The sequence below is a fragment of the Streptomyces sp. NPDC058691 genome (assembly GCF_042714775.1).
GTDB lineage: Bacteria > Actinomycetota > Actinomycetes > Streptomycetales > Streptomycetaceae > Actinacidiphila.
In genome coordinates, this window is record NZ_JBHXSO010000035.1 from 1 (window position 1) to 14461 (window position 14461).

The 14461-nt window shown below is 74.4% G+C and carries 9 protein-coding genes; 4 read left to right on the top strand and 5 right to left on the bottom strand.

Going from position 1 to position 14461, the window contains the following annotated elements; translation table 11 throughout:
- Nucleotides 1-50: 50 nt before the first annotated feature.
- Nucleotides 51-1517, bottom strand: a complete 1467-nt coding sequence (locus ACFWVC_RS23925; RefSeq protein WP_384289596.1) for an MFS transporter — start codon at nucleotides 1515-1517, stop codon at nucleotides 51-53.
- 307 nt (nucleotides 1518-1824) lie between these two features.
- On the opposite strand from ACFWVC_RS23925, the gene ACFWVC_RS23930 reads away from it, so the two are divergent.
- On the top strand, nucleotides 1825-2403 hold the full coding sequence (locus ACFWVC_RS23930) for a TetR/AcrR family transcriptional regulator (protein ID WP_384289599.1): 579 nt from the start codon (nucleotides 1825-1827) through the stop codon (nucleotides 2401-2403).
- On the opposite strand, the gene ACFWVC_RS23935 is transcribed toward ACFWVC_RS23930, so the two are convergent.
- The gene (locus tag ACFWVC_RS23935) at nucleotides 2331-2630 is read right to left on the bottom strand and encodes a hypothetical protein (protein ID WP_384289601.1); all 300 of its coding nucleotides are present in this window, start codon (nucleotides 2628-2630) and stop codon (nucleotides 2331-2333) included. The genes ACFWVC_RS23930 and ACFWVC_RS23935 overlap by 73 nt on opposite strands.
- A gap of 995 nt (nucleotides 2631-3625) precedes the next feature.
- On the opposite strand from ACFWVC_RS23935, the gene ACFWVC_RS23940 reads away from it, so the two are divergent.
- The 3 genes from ACFWVC_RS23940 (at nucleotide 3626) to ACFWVC_RS23950 (ending at nucleotide 11187) form a co-directional block, all read left to right on the top strand.
- On the top strand, nucleotides 3626-7336 hold the full coding sequence (locus ACFWVC_RS23940; RefSeq protein ID WP_384289603.1) for a helix-turn-helix domain-containing protein: 3711 nt from the start codon (nucleotides 3626-3628) through the stop codon (nucleotides 7334-7336).
- A gap of 447 nt (nucleotides 7337-7783) precedes the next feature.
- Nucleotides 7784-9799 (top strand): elongation factor G, encoded by a 2016-nt coding sequence (gene fusA, locus ACFWVC_RS23945; protein ID WP_384289607.1) that lies wholly within the window; start codon nucleotides 7784-7786, stop codon nucleotides 9797-9799.
- A gap of 284 nt (nucleotides 9800-10083) precedes the next feature.
- Nucleotides 10084-11187 (top strand): mechanosensitive ion channel family protein, encoded by a 1104-nt coding sequence (locus tag ACFWVC_RS23950; RefSeq protein ID WP_384289610.1) that lies wholly within the window; start codon nucleotides 10084-10086, stop codon nucleotides 11185-11187.
- On the opposite strand, the gene ACFWVC_RS23955 is transcribed toward ACFWVC_RS23950, so the two are convergent.
- From ACFWVC_RS23955 to ACFWVC_RS23965, 3 genes are all read right to left on the bottom strand, one after another.
- Complete coding sequence (locus ACFWVC_RS23955) at nucleotides 11175-11903, bottom strand: TetR/AcrR family transcriptional regulator (protein WP_384289616.1); 729 nt, start codon at nucleotides 11901-11903, stop codon at nucleotides 11175-11177. The genes ACFWVC_RS23950 and ACFWVC_RS23955 overlap by 13 nt on opposite strands.
- A 69-nt stretch (nucleotides 11904-11972) precedes the next feature.
- A complete protein-coding gene (locus tag ACFWVC_RS23960) occupies nucleotides 11973-13295 on the bottom strand; it encodes an ABC transporter substrate-binding protein (RefSeq protein WP_384289621.1) in 1323 nt (440 codons plus the stop codon).
- 76 nt (nucleotides 13296-13371) lie between these two features.
- The gene (locus ACFWVC_RS23965; RefSeq protein WP_384289624.1) at nucleotides 13372-14460 is read right to left on the bottom strand and encodes a branched-chain amino acid ABC transporter permease; all 1089 of its coding nucleotides are present in this window, start codon (nucleotides 14458-14460) and stop codon (nucleotides 13372-13374) included.
- Nucleotide 14461: the final 1 nt, after the last annotated feature.

Below are 14461 nucleotides of genomic sequence, written 5' to 3' on the forward strand. Positions count from 1 at the left end.
CCCGTGGCCGGCGGCCGCTTGCCGTGCGCGGCGGCGCGTGGTGCTTGGGGTCAGCCGCCCGCCACCGGGGCCGCCTCGGCCTCGGCCCTCGCCGCAGCCGGGGCCGGGGTGTCGGCGGCGCGGACGACGTTGCCCGTGGTGTGCCGGGCGCGGCGGTGGGCCGGAACCATGAGGGCGGCGAGGGACGCGCCGAGGAGCAGGACGGCGAGCAGCGCGAAGCCGTGCGTGTAGCCGGAGGCGTAGGGGAGGCCGGAGGGCTGCAGACGACTGGTGACGAGGACGCTGGTGACGGCGGCGCCGATGGAGCCGCCGATGGTGCGGATGTTGGCGTTCATGCCGCTGGCGGCACCGGTCTGCTCCGGCGGGACGCTGCGCACGATGAGGTTGGCCATCGAGGCGAACGCGAGGCCGATGCCCAGGCCGAAGATGCCGGCCGAGGTGGCGACCTGCCACTGCTGGTCGTGCCAGGCGGCGAGGAAACCGCAGGCCACCGCGCCGAGTGCGGCGCCGGCGACGAGGAGGCGCTTGGCGCCGACGACCGGTTCGAGGCGGCCGCTGAGCACGCCGGAGAAGAACATCGCGATCAGCATCGGCAGCATCAGCAGGCCGGCCGAGGTGACGCTCGCCCCGAAGCCGTAGCCCGCGGAGCGCGGGGTCTGGGCGAAGCCGGGGAGGAAGGACCAGATCGCGTACATGCCGGCGCCGAAGAGGAGGCCGGCGGCGTTGGTCGTCCACACCGCGCGCAGGCGCATGATGCGCAGGTCGATCAGCGGGTGGCGGGAGCGCGCCTCGGCGAGCAGCCAGAGGGCGAAGAGCACCACCGCGGCGACGAACAGGCCGATCACGCGGGCCGAGGTCCAGCCCCAGTTGCCGGCCTGGCTGAGCGGCAGGAGCAGCGCCACGAGCCAGGCGGAGAGGAGACCGGCGCCGAGCCAGTTCACGCGGCCTTCGGCGCGGCTGGGGGACTCGGGGACGTAGCGGAAGGCTATGAGCGCGGTGACGGCGACGATGCCGACCGGGATCCAGAACAGCCAGCGGTAGTCGAGCGCGGAGACGATGGGACCCGCCGCCACGATGCCGACGCCGCCGCCGGCGGCGATCACCGCGGACAGGTTGCTGATGCTGGGGCTGACCCGGCTCGGCGCGAACTCGTCCCGGATGATCCCGAAGGACAGCGGGAAGAGGGCGCCGCCGATGCCCTGGACGACGCGGGCGATGATCAGCACGCCGATGGTCGGGGCGAGCGCGGCGAGCAGGCAGCCGAGCGTCAGGACGACGAGGACGGCGACGAGCGTGCGCTTCTTGCCGACGAGGTCGCCGAGGCGGCCCAGGATCGGCGTGAAGATCGAGGCGGACAGCAGGTACGCCGTCATCACCCAGGTCGCGGTGGACTGGGACGTGTGCAGCGCGTGCTGGACCGTCGGCAGAGCCGGTGCGATCAGCGACTGCAGCATGGAGAAAACGCCCGCACCGGTCGCGAGGACCGCGAAGGTGAGGCGGGTGGAGCGTCGGGGCATGAAGGAGCCTCTCCGAATCCGGACAGGCCGCGGCCGGGTGCGCCGGCTGCGGTGTGATGAGCGGGCTGGTGGTTACGGGGTGGGCCGGCGGGGCGTGGGCCGCGTCGGGCGCGACGGCGTCCGCCGGAAGTCAGTTGAGGGCCGTTGCGCCGATGCAAGGGCCTGAAAGGGGCGAATCGGGGCGCGGCCGGCGCGTGCGGTGACACGTGTCGACGGAAGTGCGCCCCCGGCTGTTAAAGTGGAGGTACGCCTCCACTGTAGCGGAGGCTCACCTCCACTTCAAACTGTTCCGGCCGGGGAGGCAGAAGTGACGGCCCAGCCGTATCCCGTGGACGAGATCGTCGCGGCCCAACGTCCGCAACGCAGGGACGCCGCCCGCAACTACGACGCCCTGCTCACCGCCGCGCGTGAGGCCTTCGCGGAGAACGGCGCCGAGACCTCCCTGGAGGACATCGCCCGCCGCGCGGGTGTGGGCATCGCCACCCTCTACCGGAACTTCCCGACCCGCCGGCACCTCTTCGAGTCCGTCTACGCCGAGGAGGTCAACGAGCTGTGCCGGTACGCCCTGGACGTCGCCTCCCTTGAGCCCTGGGACGCGCTGGCCTCCTGGCTGCGTCGCTTCGTCGACTACACCGTGACCAAGCGGGCCGTCCGCGAGGCGCTCAGCCACGACTCCGACGTCTTCCTGGCGTGCCGCGACTCCATGTACCAGGCCGGCGGCCCGCTCTACGAACACGCCCAGAAGGCCGGCGAGGCCCGCACCGACTTCTCCTTCGACGACCTGCTCCGCATGGTCGCCGGCATCAGCTCCACCTACTTCTCCGACGAGATCCAGCGCGACCGGGTGCTGGGCGTCGCGCTGGACGGGGTCCGCATCGCCCGCTGACGCGGCACCGCCCGCACGCCGGTGCTGCCGGTCTGGCCGTTCTCCAGGTCGCCCTTGTCCGCGCCCATCGTCGCCGGGACCCTCGCGTGGGCGGTCGGGTCGCCGGACGCCTTCCGCTCGTTGCGGCCCCGGCCGATGGCCGTGCCGTCCGGGGACGGCATCACCGCGCCCACCGGCACGTCGCCGGTGCGCGGGGCGAGGGTCGCTTCGTGGAGGGTGAGCCGCATGGGCTGTGTCCAGGGGTCGCGGGGCGGGTCGGCCGGCAGACCGCCTCCAGGACGTTCGCGCAGCCCAGGGAGTCGGCGATCTCGCCGAGGGCCTCGCCCGTCAGCGCGCCGTCGCCGCTGAGTGCGAGCACCTCCTTGTCGTCCATCCCCCGAGCCGCCCCGCCCGGCGCGCAGGGGGCGGCCACGACCGTGTCGTGCACGCCGGCTCCACGGGACGTGGGTCCGCCGGTGCCGGTGTGCGCTGCCCGATCCGGGCCCCGCGGCCGAGGGGCGTCGGAGGCGGCGGGCCGCATTCACGGCGCCGCCCCGGAGCGGCGAGATCAAGACAAGTGCCGCCCGGAGCGCCGCGGGTGGCCGGTTCCGGCCGTCGTTCGTCGCACCCCGTGGCACGGCAGGCCGCGCTCACCAGGGATTTTCGGGCCGTGAGGGCAAGAGGAAACGGGAAACCCCTGTCCGTGGCGGGCGGTCGGAGGTCACCGTGAGGGTGGACGGGGGCGAGGCGGCGCGAGCCGTCTTCCGAGGGGGAAGACCGCAGGGGAGCACGACGCCGGGGAGGGGGGCCGGTCGCCGGGGGGCCGGCCGTCATGGTCCTCGCGCTCGTCCCCGCGGCCGCCGCCCACGCGGAGGGGACCGGGGGAGGGATCGTTCAACGGCGCGGCTGGATCACGTAGTTCCACTCGCGTGGTGTCGGCAGGGCAGGTGTCGGATACACGGACGCCGTCGAGCTTCCGTACACCCCCGCCCACCGGCCGCGATCCCGCACGGTCATCGCCGTGCGGCCGTCCGGACCGCCACGGGCGGCGTCGTCCCACCGCTCACGGGGGTGGTGGGGCGGCGCCGGCCCGTGGCCTGTTCTCGCCCGTGCGCCCCCGCGCCGCCACGACCCTGGGAACCGCGCCCCGCCCGCCGTACTCCTGATCTTGCGACGGGGCAGGCGGCGGAGGGGCCGGGAGACAGGGAACGGCGCTCACCGCGCCGTACGCGGCGGGGAGCGGATGGACCGGACACCAGGTGAGCCGACCAGGCCCGCCGAACCGACCCCGGCGACCGGGGCGGCCGGGGCGTTCGGTCCGGCGCTGCGCGAACTGCGCTTGGAGCGCGGCCTGTCGCTCGCCGCGCTGGCGCGCCGTACGCACTACAGCAAGGGATATCTGAGCAAGATCGAGACGGGCGGCAAGCCGGTCAACGCCGATCTCGCCCGGCTCTGCGACGAGGCACTGGAGGCCGGGGGCGCCCTGCTCGCCCTCCTGCCCCCCACGCCGCCGGACGTGGCCGCCGCCCCCTGCCCCTATCCCGGGCTGTCCGCCTACGGCACCGAGGACGCGACGCGGTTCTTCGGTCGCGAGCGGGCGGTCGAGGAACTTCTGCACCGCCTCGAACTGCGCGTCGGCAAGGGATCGCTGGCCGTCGTCGCGCCATCCGGGGCCGGGAAGTCCTCGCTGCTGCGGGCCGGGCTGGTCCCCGCCCTGGCGGGGACCGCGTACCGGGACTGGCGCGTCGAAGTGTGCACGCCGACCGCCCGGCCGTCTGCCGCCCTCGCCGCGGCCCTCGAACAGCGGACGGACGGAAGTGACACAACGTCAGGTACGCGGGATGCGGGCCTTGTCGTCGTGGTGGACCAGTTCGAGGAAACTTTCACCCTCTGCGACGACGAGGCCGAGCGGCGTGCCTTCATCGCCGCCCTCACCGGTCTCGCGGCGTCCGCCGACACCGCCGTCGTCCTCGGGATCCGCGCCGACGTGACGGGGCGCTGCCTGGAGCACCCCTCCCTTGTGCCGGTGTTCAGCGACGGCCTGTTCGCCCTGGGTGCCATGAGCCCCGCGGAACTGCGCGCGTGCATCGTGCGGCCCGCCGAGGAGGAGGGGACCGAGCTCGAACCCGGCCTGGTCGAAGTGCTGTTGCGGGACCTCGGGGCGGAGACGCCGGGCGGCGCCGGGGACGAGGGCGGCGGCTCCCCGGGCACCCTGCCGCTGCTGGCCCACGCCCTGATGGCCACCTGGCGGCAGCGTTCTGGCCGCACCATGACCGTCGCGGGATACCTTGCCGCGGGCGGCATCCACGGCTCCGTCGCGACCGCCGCCGAGGCCCTGTACACGGCGCTGTCGCCCGCCGAGCAGGAGGCCGCCCGGCGGCTGCTGCTGCGGCTGGTGCGGGTCGGCGAGGACAATGAGCACTCCCGGCGCCCCCGCGGCCCCGTGGACCTCCTGGACGGACTGCCGGACGTCGCGGCGGCGCGCGCCGCGCTGGACGCCTTCGTCGCCGCGCGGCTGCTGACCGTCGGCGCCGCCCATGTGGAGATCGTCCACGAGGCGCTGCTGCGCGCCTGGCCGCGGCTGCGCACCTGGGTGCACGCCGCCCGCGCCGACCTGCTGCTGCACCAGCAGCTCACCGGGGTCGCCCGCGAATGGGAACGCGAGGGCCGCGACCCCGGACTCCTCTACCGCGGCACCCGGCTGGCCGCCACCCGGGAGTGGGCGGCCGGTCCCGGCCGCCGCGCCGGGGAACTGAGCCCCGTGGAGGCCGACTTCCTCACCGCGTCCACCCGCGAGGAGGACCTGCGCCGACTGCTGGTGCGCCGCCGGGCCCGCCAGCAGCGGACCGGCGTGGTCGTGCTCGCCGTCATGCTGGTCCTCGCGGTGCTGGCCGGCGGTGTGGCCGTGGAGCAGCGGCTCGGCGCCGACCGGCAGCGCGCCACCGCGCTGTCGCAGGCCATGGCCGCGCGCTCGGCCCAACTGGCCGTGGGCCGCCCGGAGGCGGCGATGCTGCTGGCCGAGGCCGCCTACCGCACGGCGCCCACCACCGAGGCCCGCAGCGCGCTGCTCAGCACGCAGGCCGACGCCTTCGCCGGGCGGCTCACCGGGCACACGGGCGCCGTCAACGCGGTCGTGTTCTCACCCGACCAGAAGCTGCTGGCCTCGGCGGGCTCCGATCGCACGGTGCGGCTGTGGGACGTCGCCTCCCGTTCCGGCTCCGCGGTGCTGACCGGGCACCGGGGCCCCGTCCGGTCGGTGGTCTTCTCGCCCGACGGGCGGCTGCTGGCCTCCGGGAGCACCGACGGCACCGTCCGGCTGTGGTCCGTGCGGGACGGCCGCGCCGTCGCCGTTCTGACGCCTCATCAGGGAGCGGTGCGCGCCGTGGCGTTCGCGCCCGACGGACGCACGCTGGCATCGGCCGGCGGTGACGGCACGGTCTGGCTGTGGGACGTCGTCACCCGCCGCAGGACCGCCGTGCTCACCGGCCACACCGACGAGGTCCTCGCGCTGGCCTTCCACCCCCGGGGCCAGCTGCTCGCCTCGGCGGGGGCGGACCGCACCGTGCGGCTGTGGGACACCCGGACGGGGCGGCGCGTGGCCGTGGTGCGCGGCCACAGAGGCGACGTGCTCGCCCTCGCGTTCAGCCCCGACGGGCGCGCCCTCGCCAGCGGCGGCGCCGACCGCACCGTGCAGATACGGGACGTCGCCACCCTGCGCCGCACGGCGACGCTCACCGGGCACGACGACGACGTCAACGGCCTCGCTTTCGGGCCCGGCGGCCACACCGTCGTCTCGGCGGGCGGCGACGGCACCGTCATCCGCTGGGACGTCCGCACCCATCTGCCGGTCGGCACCCTCGCCGGCCACACCGACTACGTGCTCGCCGTCGCCGTGGCCGCCCGCGGCGATCTGGTCGCCAGCGCGGGCTTCGACAGGACCGTCGTCCTGTGGGACCTGCACCGCAGCACCCTGGCCGCCACCCCCGCCACCGAGGTGTGGAAGGCCGCCTTCAGCCCCGACGGGCGGTCCCTGGCCTCGGCCGGCGGCGACGGCACCGTACGGGTGTGGGACATGGCCCGCCACGCCCCCGCGTACACCCTCACCGGCCACAGCGGCCCGGTCTACGACGTCGCGTTCAGCCCGGACGGCCGGTGGCTCGCGTCGGCGGGCGCGGACCGCACCGTGCGCCTGTGGGACATCCGGACGCGCCGGAGCGCGACCGCCGGCGCGGCCGTCCTGCGCGGTCACAAGGGCGTGGTCTTCGCCCTCGCGTTCAGCCCCGACGGGCGGACCCTGGCGACCGGCTCCGCCGACCGCACGGTCCGCCTCTGGGACACCGCCACCCGACGCCAAGTCGCCGTCCTCGCCGGGCACACCGACTTCGTCAACTGCCTCGCCTACAGCCCGGACGGCCGCCGGCTGGCCAGCGGCAGCGACGACCTGACGCTGCGTCTGTGGGACACCCGCACCCGGCACACCACCGCCGTCCTGACGGGGCACACCGGCTCGGTGCGGGCTGTCGCCTTCGCGCCGGGCGGGCGGACGCTCGCCAGCAGCGGCAACGACGGCACCGTGCGGCTGTGGGACGTGCCGCACGCCCGGGCGGCGGGCGTCCTCACCAGCCACACCGGCTCCGTGCGCGGAGTCGCCTTCGCGCCGGACGGGCGGACCCTCGCCAGCAGCGGCAACGACCGCACCGTACGCCTGTGGGACCCCGCGACGCGGCGGCTCACCGCGACCCTCACCGGCCACACCCGGGCCGTGTGGAGCGTCGCCTTCGGCCCGGACGGGGCGACCGTGGCCAGTGCGGGCAACGACGGCACGATCCGGCTCTGGGACCCCGACGTCCGCCACCGCACCGCCCAGGTGTGCCGTCTGGCGGGCCCTTCCGACCGTCGGCGCTGGCAGCGCCTGCTGCCCGGCTACGCCTGGCCGGGAGCCTGCGGGAGCTGACGGTACGACGGCCGCGAAGGCGCCGCAAAGCCGCTACGACGGCCGCGCGGAAAACCCGGTGACCGGGACGGCCCCCGCTCGCTACGCTCGCAGTCGATCACGCGCCGCCGCACCGACACCGCGGCGCGTTCCGTGCCGAACGAGGGGGGCAGGGCCGTGCGTCACCGCACCGCAGCCGTCGTCCCCCCGTCACGCCACGAGGTGATCCTGGTGTCTTCCGCGGCCCGGTGCCGGCTGCGCGGCCCGCACCGGACGCCCGCGACGACTTTCTGATCCCCCGTACGACCGCAGGACCGCAGCCAGGGCTGCCGGCCGGGTACGCCCTGCCGCACCCCGTCTGACCCGGGTCAACGGGGAGGTCCCGACGCCCCCTTGCCGGGGCGTCCCGTCCGGGAATCGCGCCGCCCTCCTCCCGATCGCACCTGATCACCCGAAAGGCAACGGGCCATGCGCACCGTCCGACCCCTGACCGCCGTCCGCGCCGTCCGCAATCTGGGCATCCTCGCCCACGTCGACGCGGGCAAGACCACCGTCACCGAGCGGATCCTGTACCTCACCGGCGCCACCTACAAGCGCGGCGAGGTCCACGACGGCACCACCGTCACCGACTTCGACCCGCAGGAGCGCGACCGCGGCATCACCATCTTCGCCGCGGCGGTCAGCTGCGACTGGGACGGCCACCGGCTCAACCTCATCGACACCCCGGGCCACGTGGACTTCTCCGACGAGGTGGAACGCTCGCTGCGCGTGCTCGACGGCGCGATCGCGGTCTTCGACGCCGTCGCGGGCGTCGAGCCGCAGAGCGAGTCGGTGTGGCGGCAGGCCGACCGGCACGGCGTCCCGCGGATCGCGTTCGTCAACAAGCTGGACCGCGCCGGGGCCGACCTGGACACGGCCGTCGCGTCGATCAGGGAACGGCTGCACGTCCAACCGCTGGTCGTGCAGCTGCCGATCGGGCGCGAGGACGGCTTCACCGGCGTGGTGGACCTGCTGCGGATGCGCGCGCTGACCTGGCGGGCCGGTGGCGAGACGTACGAGGACGGCGAGGTGCCCGACCGTCTGCGCGAGGAGGCACGGCGCCGGCGCCGGCTGCTGGAGGAGGCGGTGGCCGAGCTGCACCCGGCCGCGCTGGAGGAGTTCTGCGCGGACGGGGAGGTGGCGGAGGCGACGCTGCGCGCGGCGCTGCGCGACCTGACCCGCACCGGGGAGGGCGTGGTCGTGCTGTGCGGATCGGCCTACCGCGACCGCGGTATCGAGCCGCTGCTGGACGCCGTGGTGGCGTACCTGCCGTCGCCGCTGGACGTACCGCCGGTGCGTACGGCGGCCGACCCGCGGCAGCCGTTCGCCGGGCTGGTGTTCAAGGTCGCGGCGACCGCGACGGGACGGCTGACCTATCTGCGGGTGTACGAGGGAACGATCCGGAAGGGGGACACGGTGCTGGACGCACGGGCCGGGCGCACCGAGCGCGTCGGCCGCATCCTGCGGGTCCAAGCGGACCGGCACGTTGACGTCGACCGCGCCGTGGCCGGGGACATCGTCGCGGTCGTCGGCGTGAAGGCGGCCGGCGCGGGCGCGACGCTGTGCGATCCGGCGGCGCCCCTGGTTCTCGAACCGCCCGGGACGGCCGAGCCGGTCGTCACCGTCGCGGTCGAGGCACGCCGCGGCGGCGACACCGACCGGCTGGCGGCGGCGCTGGCCCGGCTGACGGAGGAGGACCCGTCGCTGACGGTCCGCACCGACCCGGAGACCGGCCAGACCGTGCTGTCCGGCATGGGCGAACTGCACCTGGAGGTCGCGGTGGAGAAGGTCCGCCGTGCCCACGGGCTGGAGGTCGCCGTCGGCCGCCCGCAGGTCGCGCACCGGGAGACCGTCGTGCGCGGCGTGGCCGGGTGGGTGCACCGGCACGTCAAGCAGGACGGCGGCGCGGGCCAGTTCGCCCATGTGGTGATCGACGTGGAGCCCCACGAGGACGAGTTCGTGTTCGCCTCGGCGGTCACCGGCGGCCGGGTGCCCAAGGAGTACGTCCGGGCGGTCGAGGCCGGCTGCCGGGACGCCCTGGCCGAAGGGCCGCTCGGCGGCCACCGGGTCACGGGCCTGCGGGTCACGCTCACCGACGGGGCCACGCACGTGAAGGACTCCTCGGAGACGGCCTTCCGCGCTGCGGGCCGGTTCGCGCTCCGCGAGGCCCTGCGGGCGAGCGCCATGGCCCTGCTCGAGCCGGTGGCCGAGGTCACCGTCACCGTGCCGGGCGACGCCGTCGGCGGGGTGCTCGGGGACCTGGCCGCCCGGCGCGGCCGCGTCACGGGCCAGTCGGCCCGGGCGGGTACGGCCGTGCTGACCGCGACCGTCCCGCTGGCCGAGCTGTTCGGCTACGCGACCCGGCTGCGCACCGCACCCCCGCCCCGCGGCTTCTTCCCCGCGCGGGGCTCCGGCTCCGCGCGGGCTGCGGTGGGCGTCCGGTAGCCGGGGGTGGCCGGCCCCGCCCCCCGGTCCCGGGGCGGGACCGGCCGTCCCGCGCGCCGTCCCGGTGCGCGGGGCGCCGCCCAACCCGGTGGGCGATGCTTCCCGTTGTCCGGTCCGCGACATGCGCGCACGGTGACGACTGCGGCAGGATGGTGAAGATCGCGCCCGGACGAGGGATGTCCGGCGCGGTCCTTCGACGTCCCCGGAACGATAAGGCGACAAGTGACGACACAGCACGTCCCCCGTCCCCTGGCTGGATCCGTACACACGACGGGAGCGGGCCGGTGATCCGTGCGCTGACGATGCACGACCTGATAGTCGCCGGCGCCTGGGTGGCCGCGGGCGTGGTGGCGGCCCTGACGCTGCGACTGGGGCTGCGCTGGCTCGGGGAACGGGCCACGCGGACGAGGTGGGGCGGGGACGACATCGTCGTCACGGCCCTGCACACCGCGGTGCCCTGGGCGGTCCTGGCGGCCGGGGCGTGGGCGGGCGCCGCCGCGCTCCCGCTGCGGCACGCGGTGGACCACACGGTCAACCAGGTCCTGGTCGCCCTGCTGATCCTCGCCGCCTCGGTCGCCGCGGCGCGCATGGTGGCCGAGACGGTGCGGTCGGTCGCGCTGTCGCGGTCCGGTGTGGCGGCCTCGGCGACCATCTTCGTCAACATCACCCGCGTCGCGGTGCTGGCCATGGGCGGCCTGGTACTGCTCCAGACGCTCGGCATCTCCGTGGCGCCGCTGATAACGGCCCTGGGCGTCGGCGGTCTCGCCGTCGCCCTCGCGCTCCAGGACACCCTCGCCAACCTCTTCGCCGGCGTGCACATCCTCGCCTCCAAGACCGTGCAGCCCGGTGACTACATCCGGCTGAGCAGCGGCGAGGAGGGCTATGTCGTCGACATCAACTGGCGCAACACCGTGGTGCGGCAGCTCTCCGACAACCTGGTGATCATCCCCAACGCCAAGCTGGCCGGGGCGATCGCCACCAACTACCACCAGCCCGAGCAGCAGATGTCGCTCATCGTGCAGGCGGGCGTCGGCTACGGCAACGACCTGGAGCACGTGGAGCGGGTGACGATCGAGGTCGCCGGCGAGGTGATGGCCGGGGTCGAGGGCGGTATGCCGGATCACGAGCCGGCGGTGCGCTTCCACACCTTCGGCGAGTCCCGTATCGACTTCTCGGTGATCCTGCGGACCTCCGAGTACGGCGAGCAGTACCGGATCAAGCACGAGTTCCTCAAGCGCCTGCACCGCCGCTACCAGGATGAGGGCATCGAGATCTCCTACCCCACCCGCACGGTGATGCTCCGTCAGGAGGACGGCAAGGAAGGGGCGGCAGGGGTCGCCCTGCCGCGCCAGCGCGACACGACGCAGGCGCCGGGTCAGCGCATCTGAGGCTGCCGGACCGGGTAGCGCGCCCCTCCGGGGGCGAAGTCGCACAGCCCGTCGATGAGTCCGATGGCGCTGTCGGTGAGGGCGGCCGCCTCGCATGCGTTGTCGCAGGTCACCAGTTCGCGGCCGATCTCCGCGATGGTCGTGGTCAGGGCGATGAGCAGCGCGCGGTCGCCCGGCTCCTCCCGGCTCGCGCCGAGCAGGGTCGCGTTGTGGTGGATCCAGGTGCGCAGATTCCGGCGGCCCATCACGTCGAAGCCCGGCGGAGTGTCGCCGGTGTAGAAGAGCTTGGCCATCTCGCGCCGTGCCCAGGTGTGTTCGAGGTAGGCGCGGGTGCCGGTGAGGAAGAGTACGCGGGGGTCGGTCTCGCCGGCCGCGCGGCGCCGGGCGACGGCCTGCGCGGCGGCGTGGGCCTGCGCGGCCCGGAAGTCCTCCCAGAGCGCCAGGAAGAGGTCGGCCTTGCCGTCGAAGTGGTGGTAGAGACCGCCCACGCTGGCGTCGGCGCGGCGGACCACCTCGGCTATGCCGGCGGCGGTGTAGCCGGCCTCGCCGAAGACCTCCCGCGCGGCCTTGAGCAGGGCCTGGCGGGTGGTCTCGGCGCGGCTGGGTGTCCGGGCCGGCGCGGTCGCGGGTGCGGCCGCGGGCCCGGACCCCGGGTCCGCGGCCGGGGCGTCAGGGGAGTCGCCGACGAGCGGCTCGTCGCCCTGTGTGTCGCCCATCCCGGGACCTTTCGTCCGTCACTGCCTGGTGGGGCAGAACACTACCTTCGGTCTCCCGGGCCCCTTCGGTCAGGACGCCGGAATCCCGTCCGCGGGCGCCTCGGGCTGCGCGGTGGTGTACGCCGTGATCGGGCCGGTCCCGCTGTCGGTGACCAGCGGGGTGCCCTCCAGGCTGACCTCCGATCCCTTCAGCCTGCCGATCTGCACCCCGGTGTACCCGGCGTGGGAGTCGGCGCTGTAGCGGAACGGCACCAGGCCGGGACCGGTGAAGCCGCCCTTCTCCACGGCCTTGACCAGCGACTCGCGCGTGGGGTCCTTCCCCGCGGCCTTCAGAGCCTGCACAAAGGTGTAGGCCATGGACATCCCGAACTCCACGTTGCCCTCGAAGGGCGTCTTGGGGATGTACTTGTCGTGGATCGAACGGAAGAGCTTGATCCAGCTGTTGGAGGCGTCCGTGGTCGGCGGCATGTAGGTGTCGGTGATGATGCCGTCCATCAGCGCGGCGACGTCGGCGGTGCCGCCTGCCTTCTTCACGTACGCGTCCAGCAGCCCGCCCAGCGTGGTCGGGTCGGAGCCGACGTTGGTCACCACCAGCTGCGGGTTGTAGCGGAGTTTGACCGAGGTGAGCTTGAACAGCGCGGTGTAGCTGGGGATGGTGAACAGCACGACGACGTCGGCCTTCTTGGCGGCGATGGCCGCTACCTGCGGGCTGATGTCGGTGCCGCCGGGCTGGTAGCTCTGCCGGCTGACGACCTGGTCGGCCGGGATGAACTGGTCGAGCCCGGCCACGCCGTCCTTGCCGAAGTCGTCGCCCTGGTAGAAGTACGCGACCTTCTTGCCCGCGAAGTGCTCCTTGATGTACTGGCCGAGGATCTTGCCCTCGACGACGTAGTCGGGCTGCCAGCCGAAGGTCTGCGGGTGCTTCTTCGGCTCGTCCCAGCAGCGGCAGCCGGAGGAGACGAACAGGTCCGGCACGCGCTGGGCGTTGAGGAAGTCCACCACCTTGGTGTGCGTCGGGGTGCCGAGGCCGCCGAGCATCGCGAAGACCCGGTCCTGGAGGACGAGTTCCTTGGTGATCTTCACCGTCTCGGTCGGGTTGTACGCGTCGTCACGGTAACGGAAGTCGATTTTCCGGCCGTTGACGCCGCCGTGGGCGTTGACGTAGTCGAAGTACGCCTTCGCCCCCTGCGAGACGTTGCTGTAGCCCGGGGCCGCCGGGCCGGTGAGCGGCTGGTGGCTGCCGATGACGATGCTGTCCTTGGTGACGCCGGGTGCCGAGCCGCCGCCCGACCCGCCACCGCACGCGGTGAGGGCGAGCGCCAGGACGGCGAACGCGGCCGTGGCGCGCAGATGCAGGCGTGCGCGGAGTGTGGTGCGGAGACTTCTTCTCATGGCCCCTCCAGGAACCGAATCGGATTCGGTGGGTGATGGACGGATGTGCGGGGGTCGTGCCGTAAGGGGGGAGCGGTCAGGACGGCGTGCGGCGCGCCGCCCTCAGCCGCCGGGCGAGCCGGACCAGGGCGCCCTGGATGCCCTGCGGGAAGACGAGCATCGACAGGACGAGGACGAGGCCGAACAGGGCGAGCGGCAGGTTCGCGTAGAAGCCCCGCGACAGGTGGAGCGCGTCCGCGACGTCCCCGGTCCAGGTGGGGAGCAACACGAGCACGATCGACCCGTAGACGGCGCCCGCGAGGCTGCCCAGGCCGCCGAGCACCGCGCCCGTCAGCAGCGACAGCGACAGGGCCAGTGGGAACGCCCCCGGCGCGGCGAGCGAGCTGACCACCGCGAGCAGCCCGCCGCCCAGCCCCGCGCAGGCCGCGCTGACCACGAAGGCGAGCACCCGCAGCCGGGCCACGGGGATGCCGGCGAGCGCCGCCGCATCCTCGTCGTCCCGGATCGCCCGCCATGACCGGCCCACCCGGCTGCGGCCCAGGTCCGCGAGGAGGACGAGCACGAGCACCGCGCACAGCAGGCAGACCCACGCCTGCCAGCGCTCCAGGGGGAAGTACGGGCCGAGCGCGGCGGGCGGCGGGGGAGTGGCCACCACCAGGCCGTTCTCGCCGCCGAGCAGGTCCGACAGATGCCGGTAGTTGGCCAGCGCGGGCAGGCCGACCGCCAGCGTGAGCGTCGCGCCCGCCAGGTACGGGCCCTGCAGCCGGGCCGCCGCGGTGCCGACGAGGGCGCCGACCGCGGCGGTGACCGCCGTCCCGGCCGCCAGGGCCAGGGGCAGCGGCCAGCCGAGGTTGGTGAGGAACAGCCCGGTGCCGTAGGCGCCGACCGCCATCAGGGCGCCGTGCCCCAGGGAGATCTGGCCGTTGAGTCCGGTCAGCACCGTCAGCCCGGCGACCGCGCACACATAGGTCGCGATGTTGGCGATCTGGAGGTCCTGGAACGGCGGCAGGGCGGCGGTGACGGCGCAGAGCACGAGCAGGGCCAATGCGCCGGGCAGCAGGTGCCGGAGCAGGGTGCGGTCCATCGCCGGGCGCAGCCACGCCGGCGGGCCCGGGGCGGTGGACTTGTCGGCAGGAGGTGTCGTCGTGTCGGTCGTCTCGGTCATG

Excerpts from the sequence above, each read along its gene's own strand:
- ACFWVC_RS23925 (WP_384289596.1), bottom strand. The coding sequence starts at position 1,517 with ATGCCCCGACGCTCCACCCGCCTCACCTTCGCGGTCCTCGCGACCGGT.
- ACFWVC_RS23935 (WP_384289601.1), bottom strand. The coding sequence starts at position 2,630 with ATGCGGCTCACCCTCCACGAAGCGACCCTCGCCCCGCGCACCGGCGAC.
- ACFWVC_RS23940 (WP_384289603.1), top strand. The coding sequence starts at position 3,626 with ATGGACCGGACACCAGGTGAGCCGACCAGGCCCGCCGAACCGACCCCG.
- fusA (WP_384289607.1), top strand. The coding sequence starts at position 7,784 with ATGCGCACCGTCCGACCCCTGACCGCCGTCCGCGCCGTCCGCAATCTG.
- ACFWVC_RS23955 (WP_384289616.1), bottom strand. The coding sequence starts at position 11,903 with ATGGGCGACACACAGGGCGACGAGCCGCTCGTCGGCGACTCCCCTGAC.
- ACFWVC_RS23960 (WP_384289621.1), bottom strand. The coding sequence starts at position 13,295 with ATGAGAAGAAGTCTCCGCACCACACTCCGCGCACGCCTGCATCTGCGC.
- ACFWVC_RS23965 (WP_384289624.1), bottom strand. The coding sequence starts at position 14,460 with ATGACCGAGACGACCGACACGACGACACCTCCTGCCGACAAGTCCACC.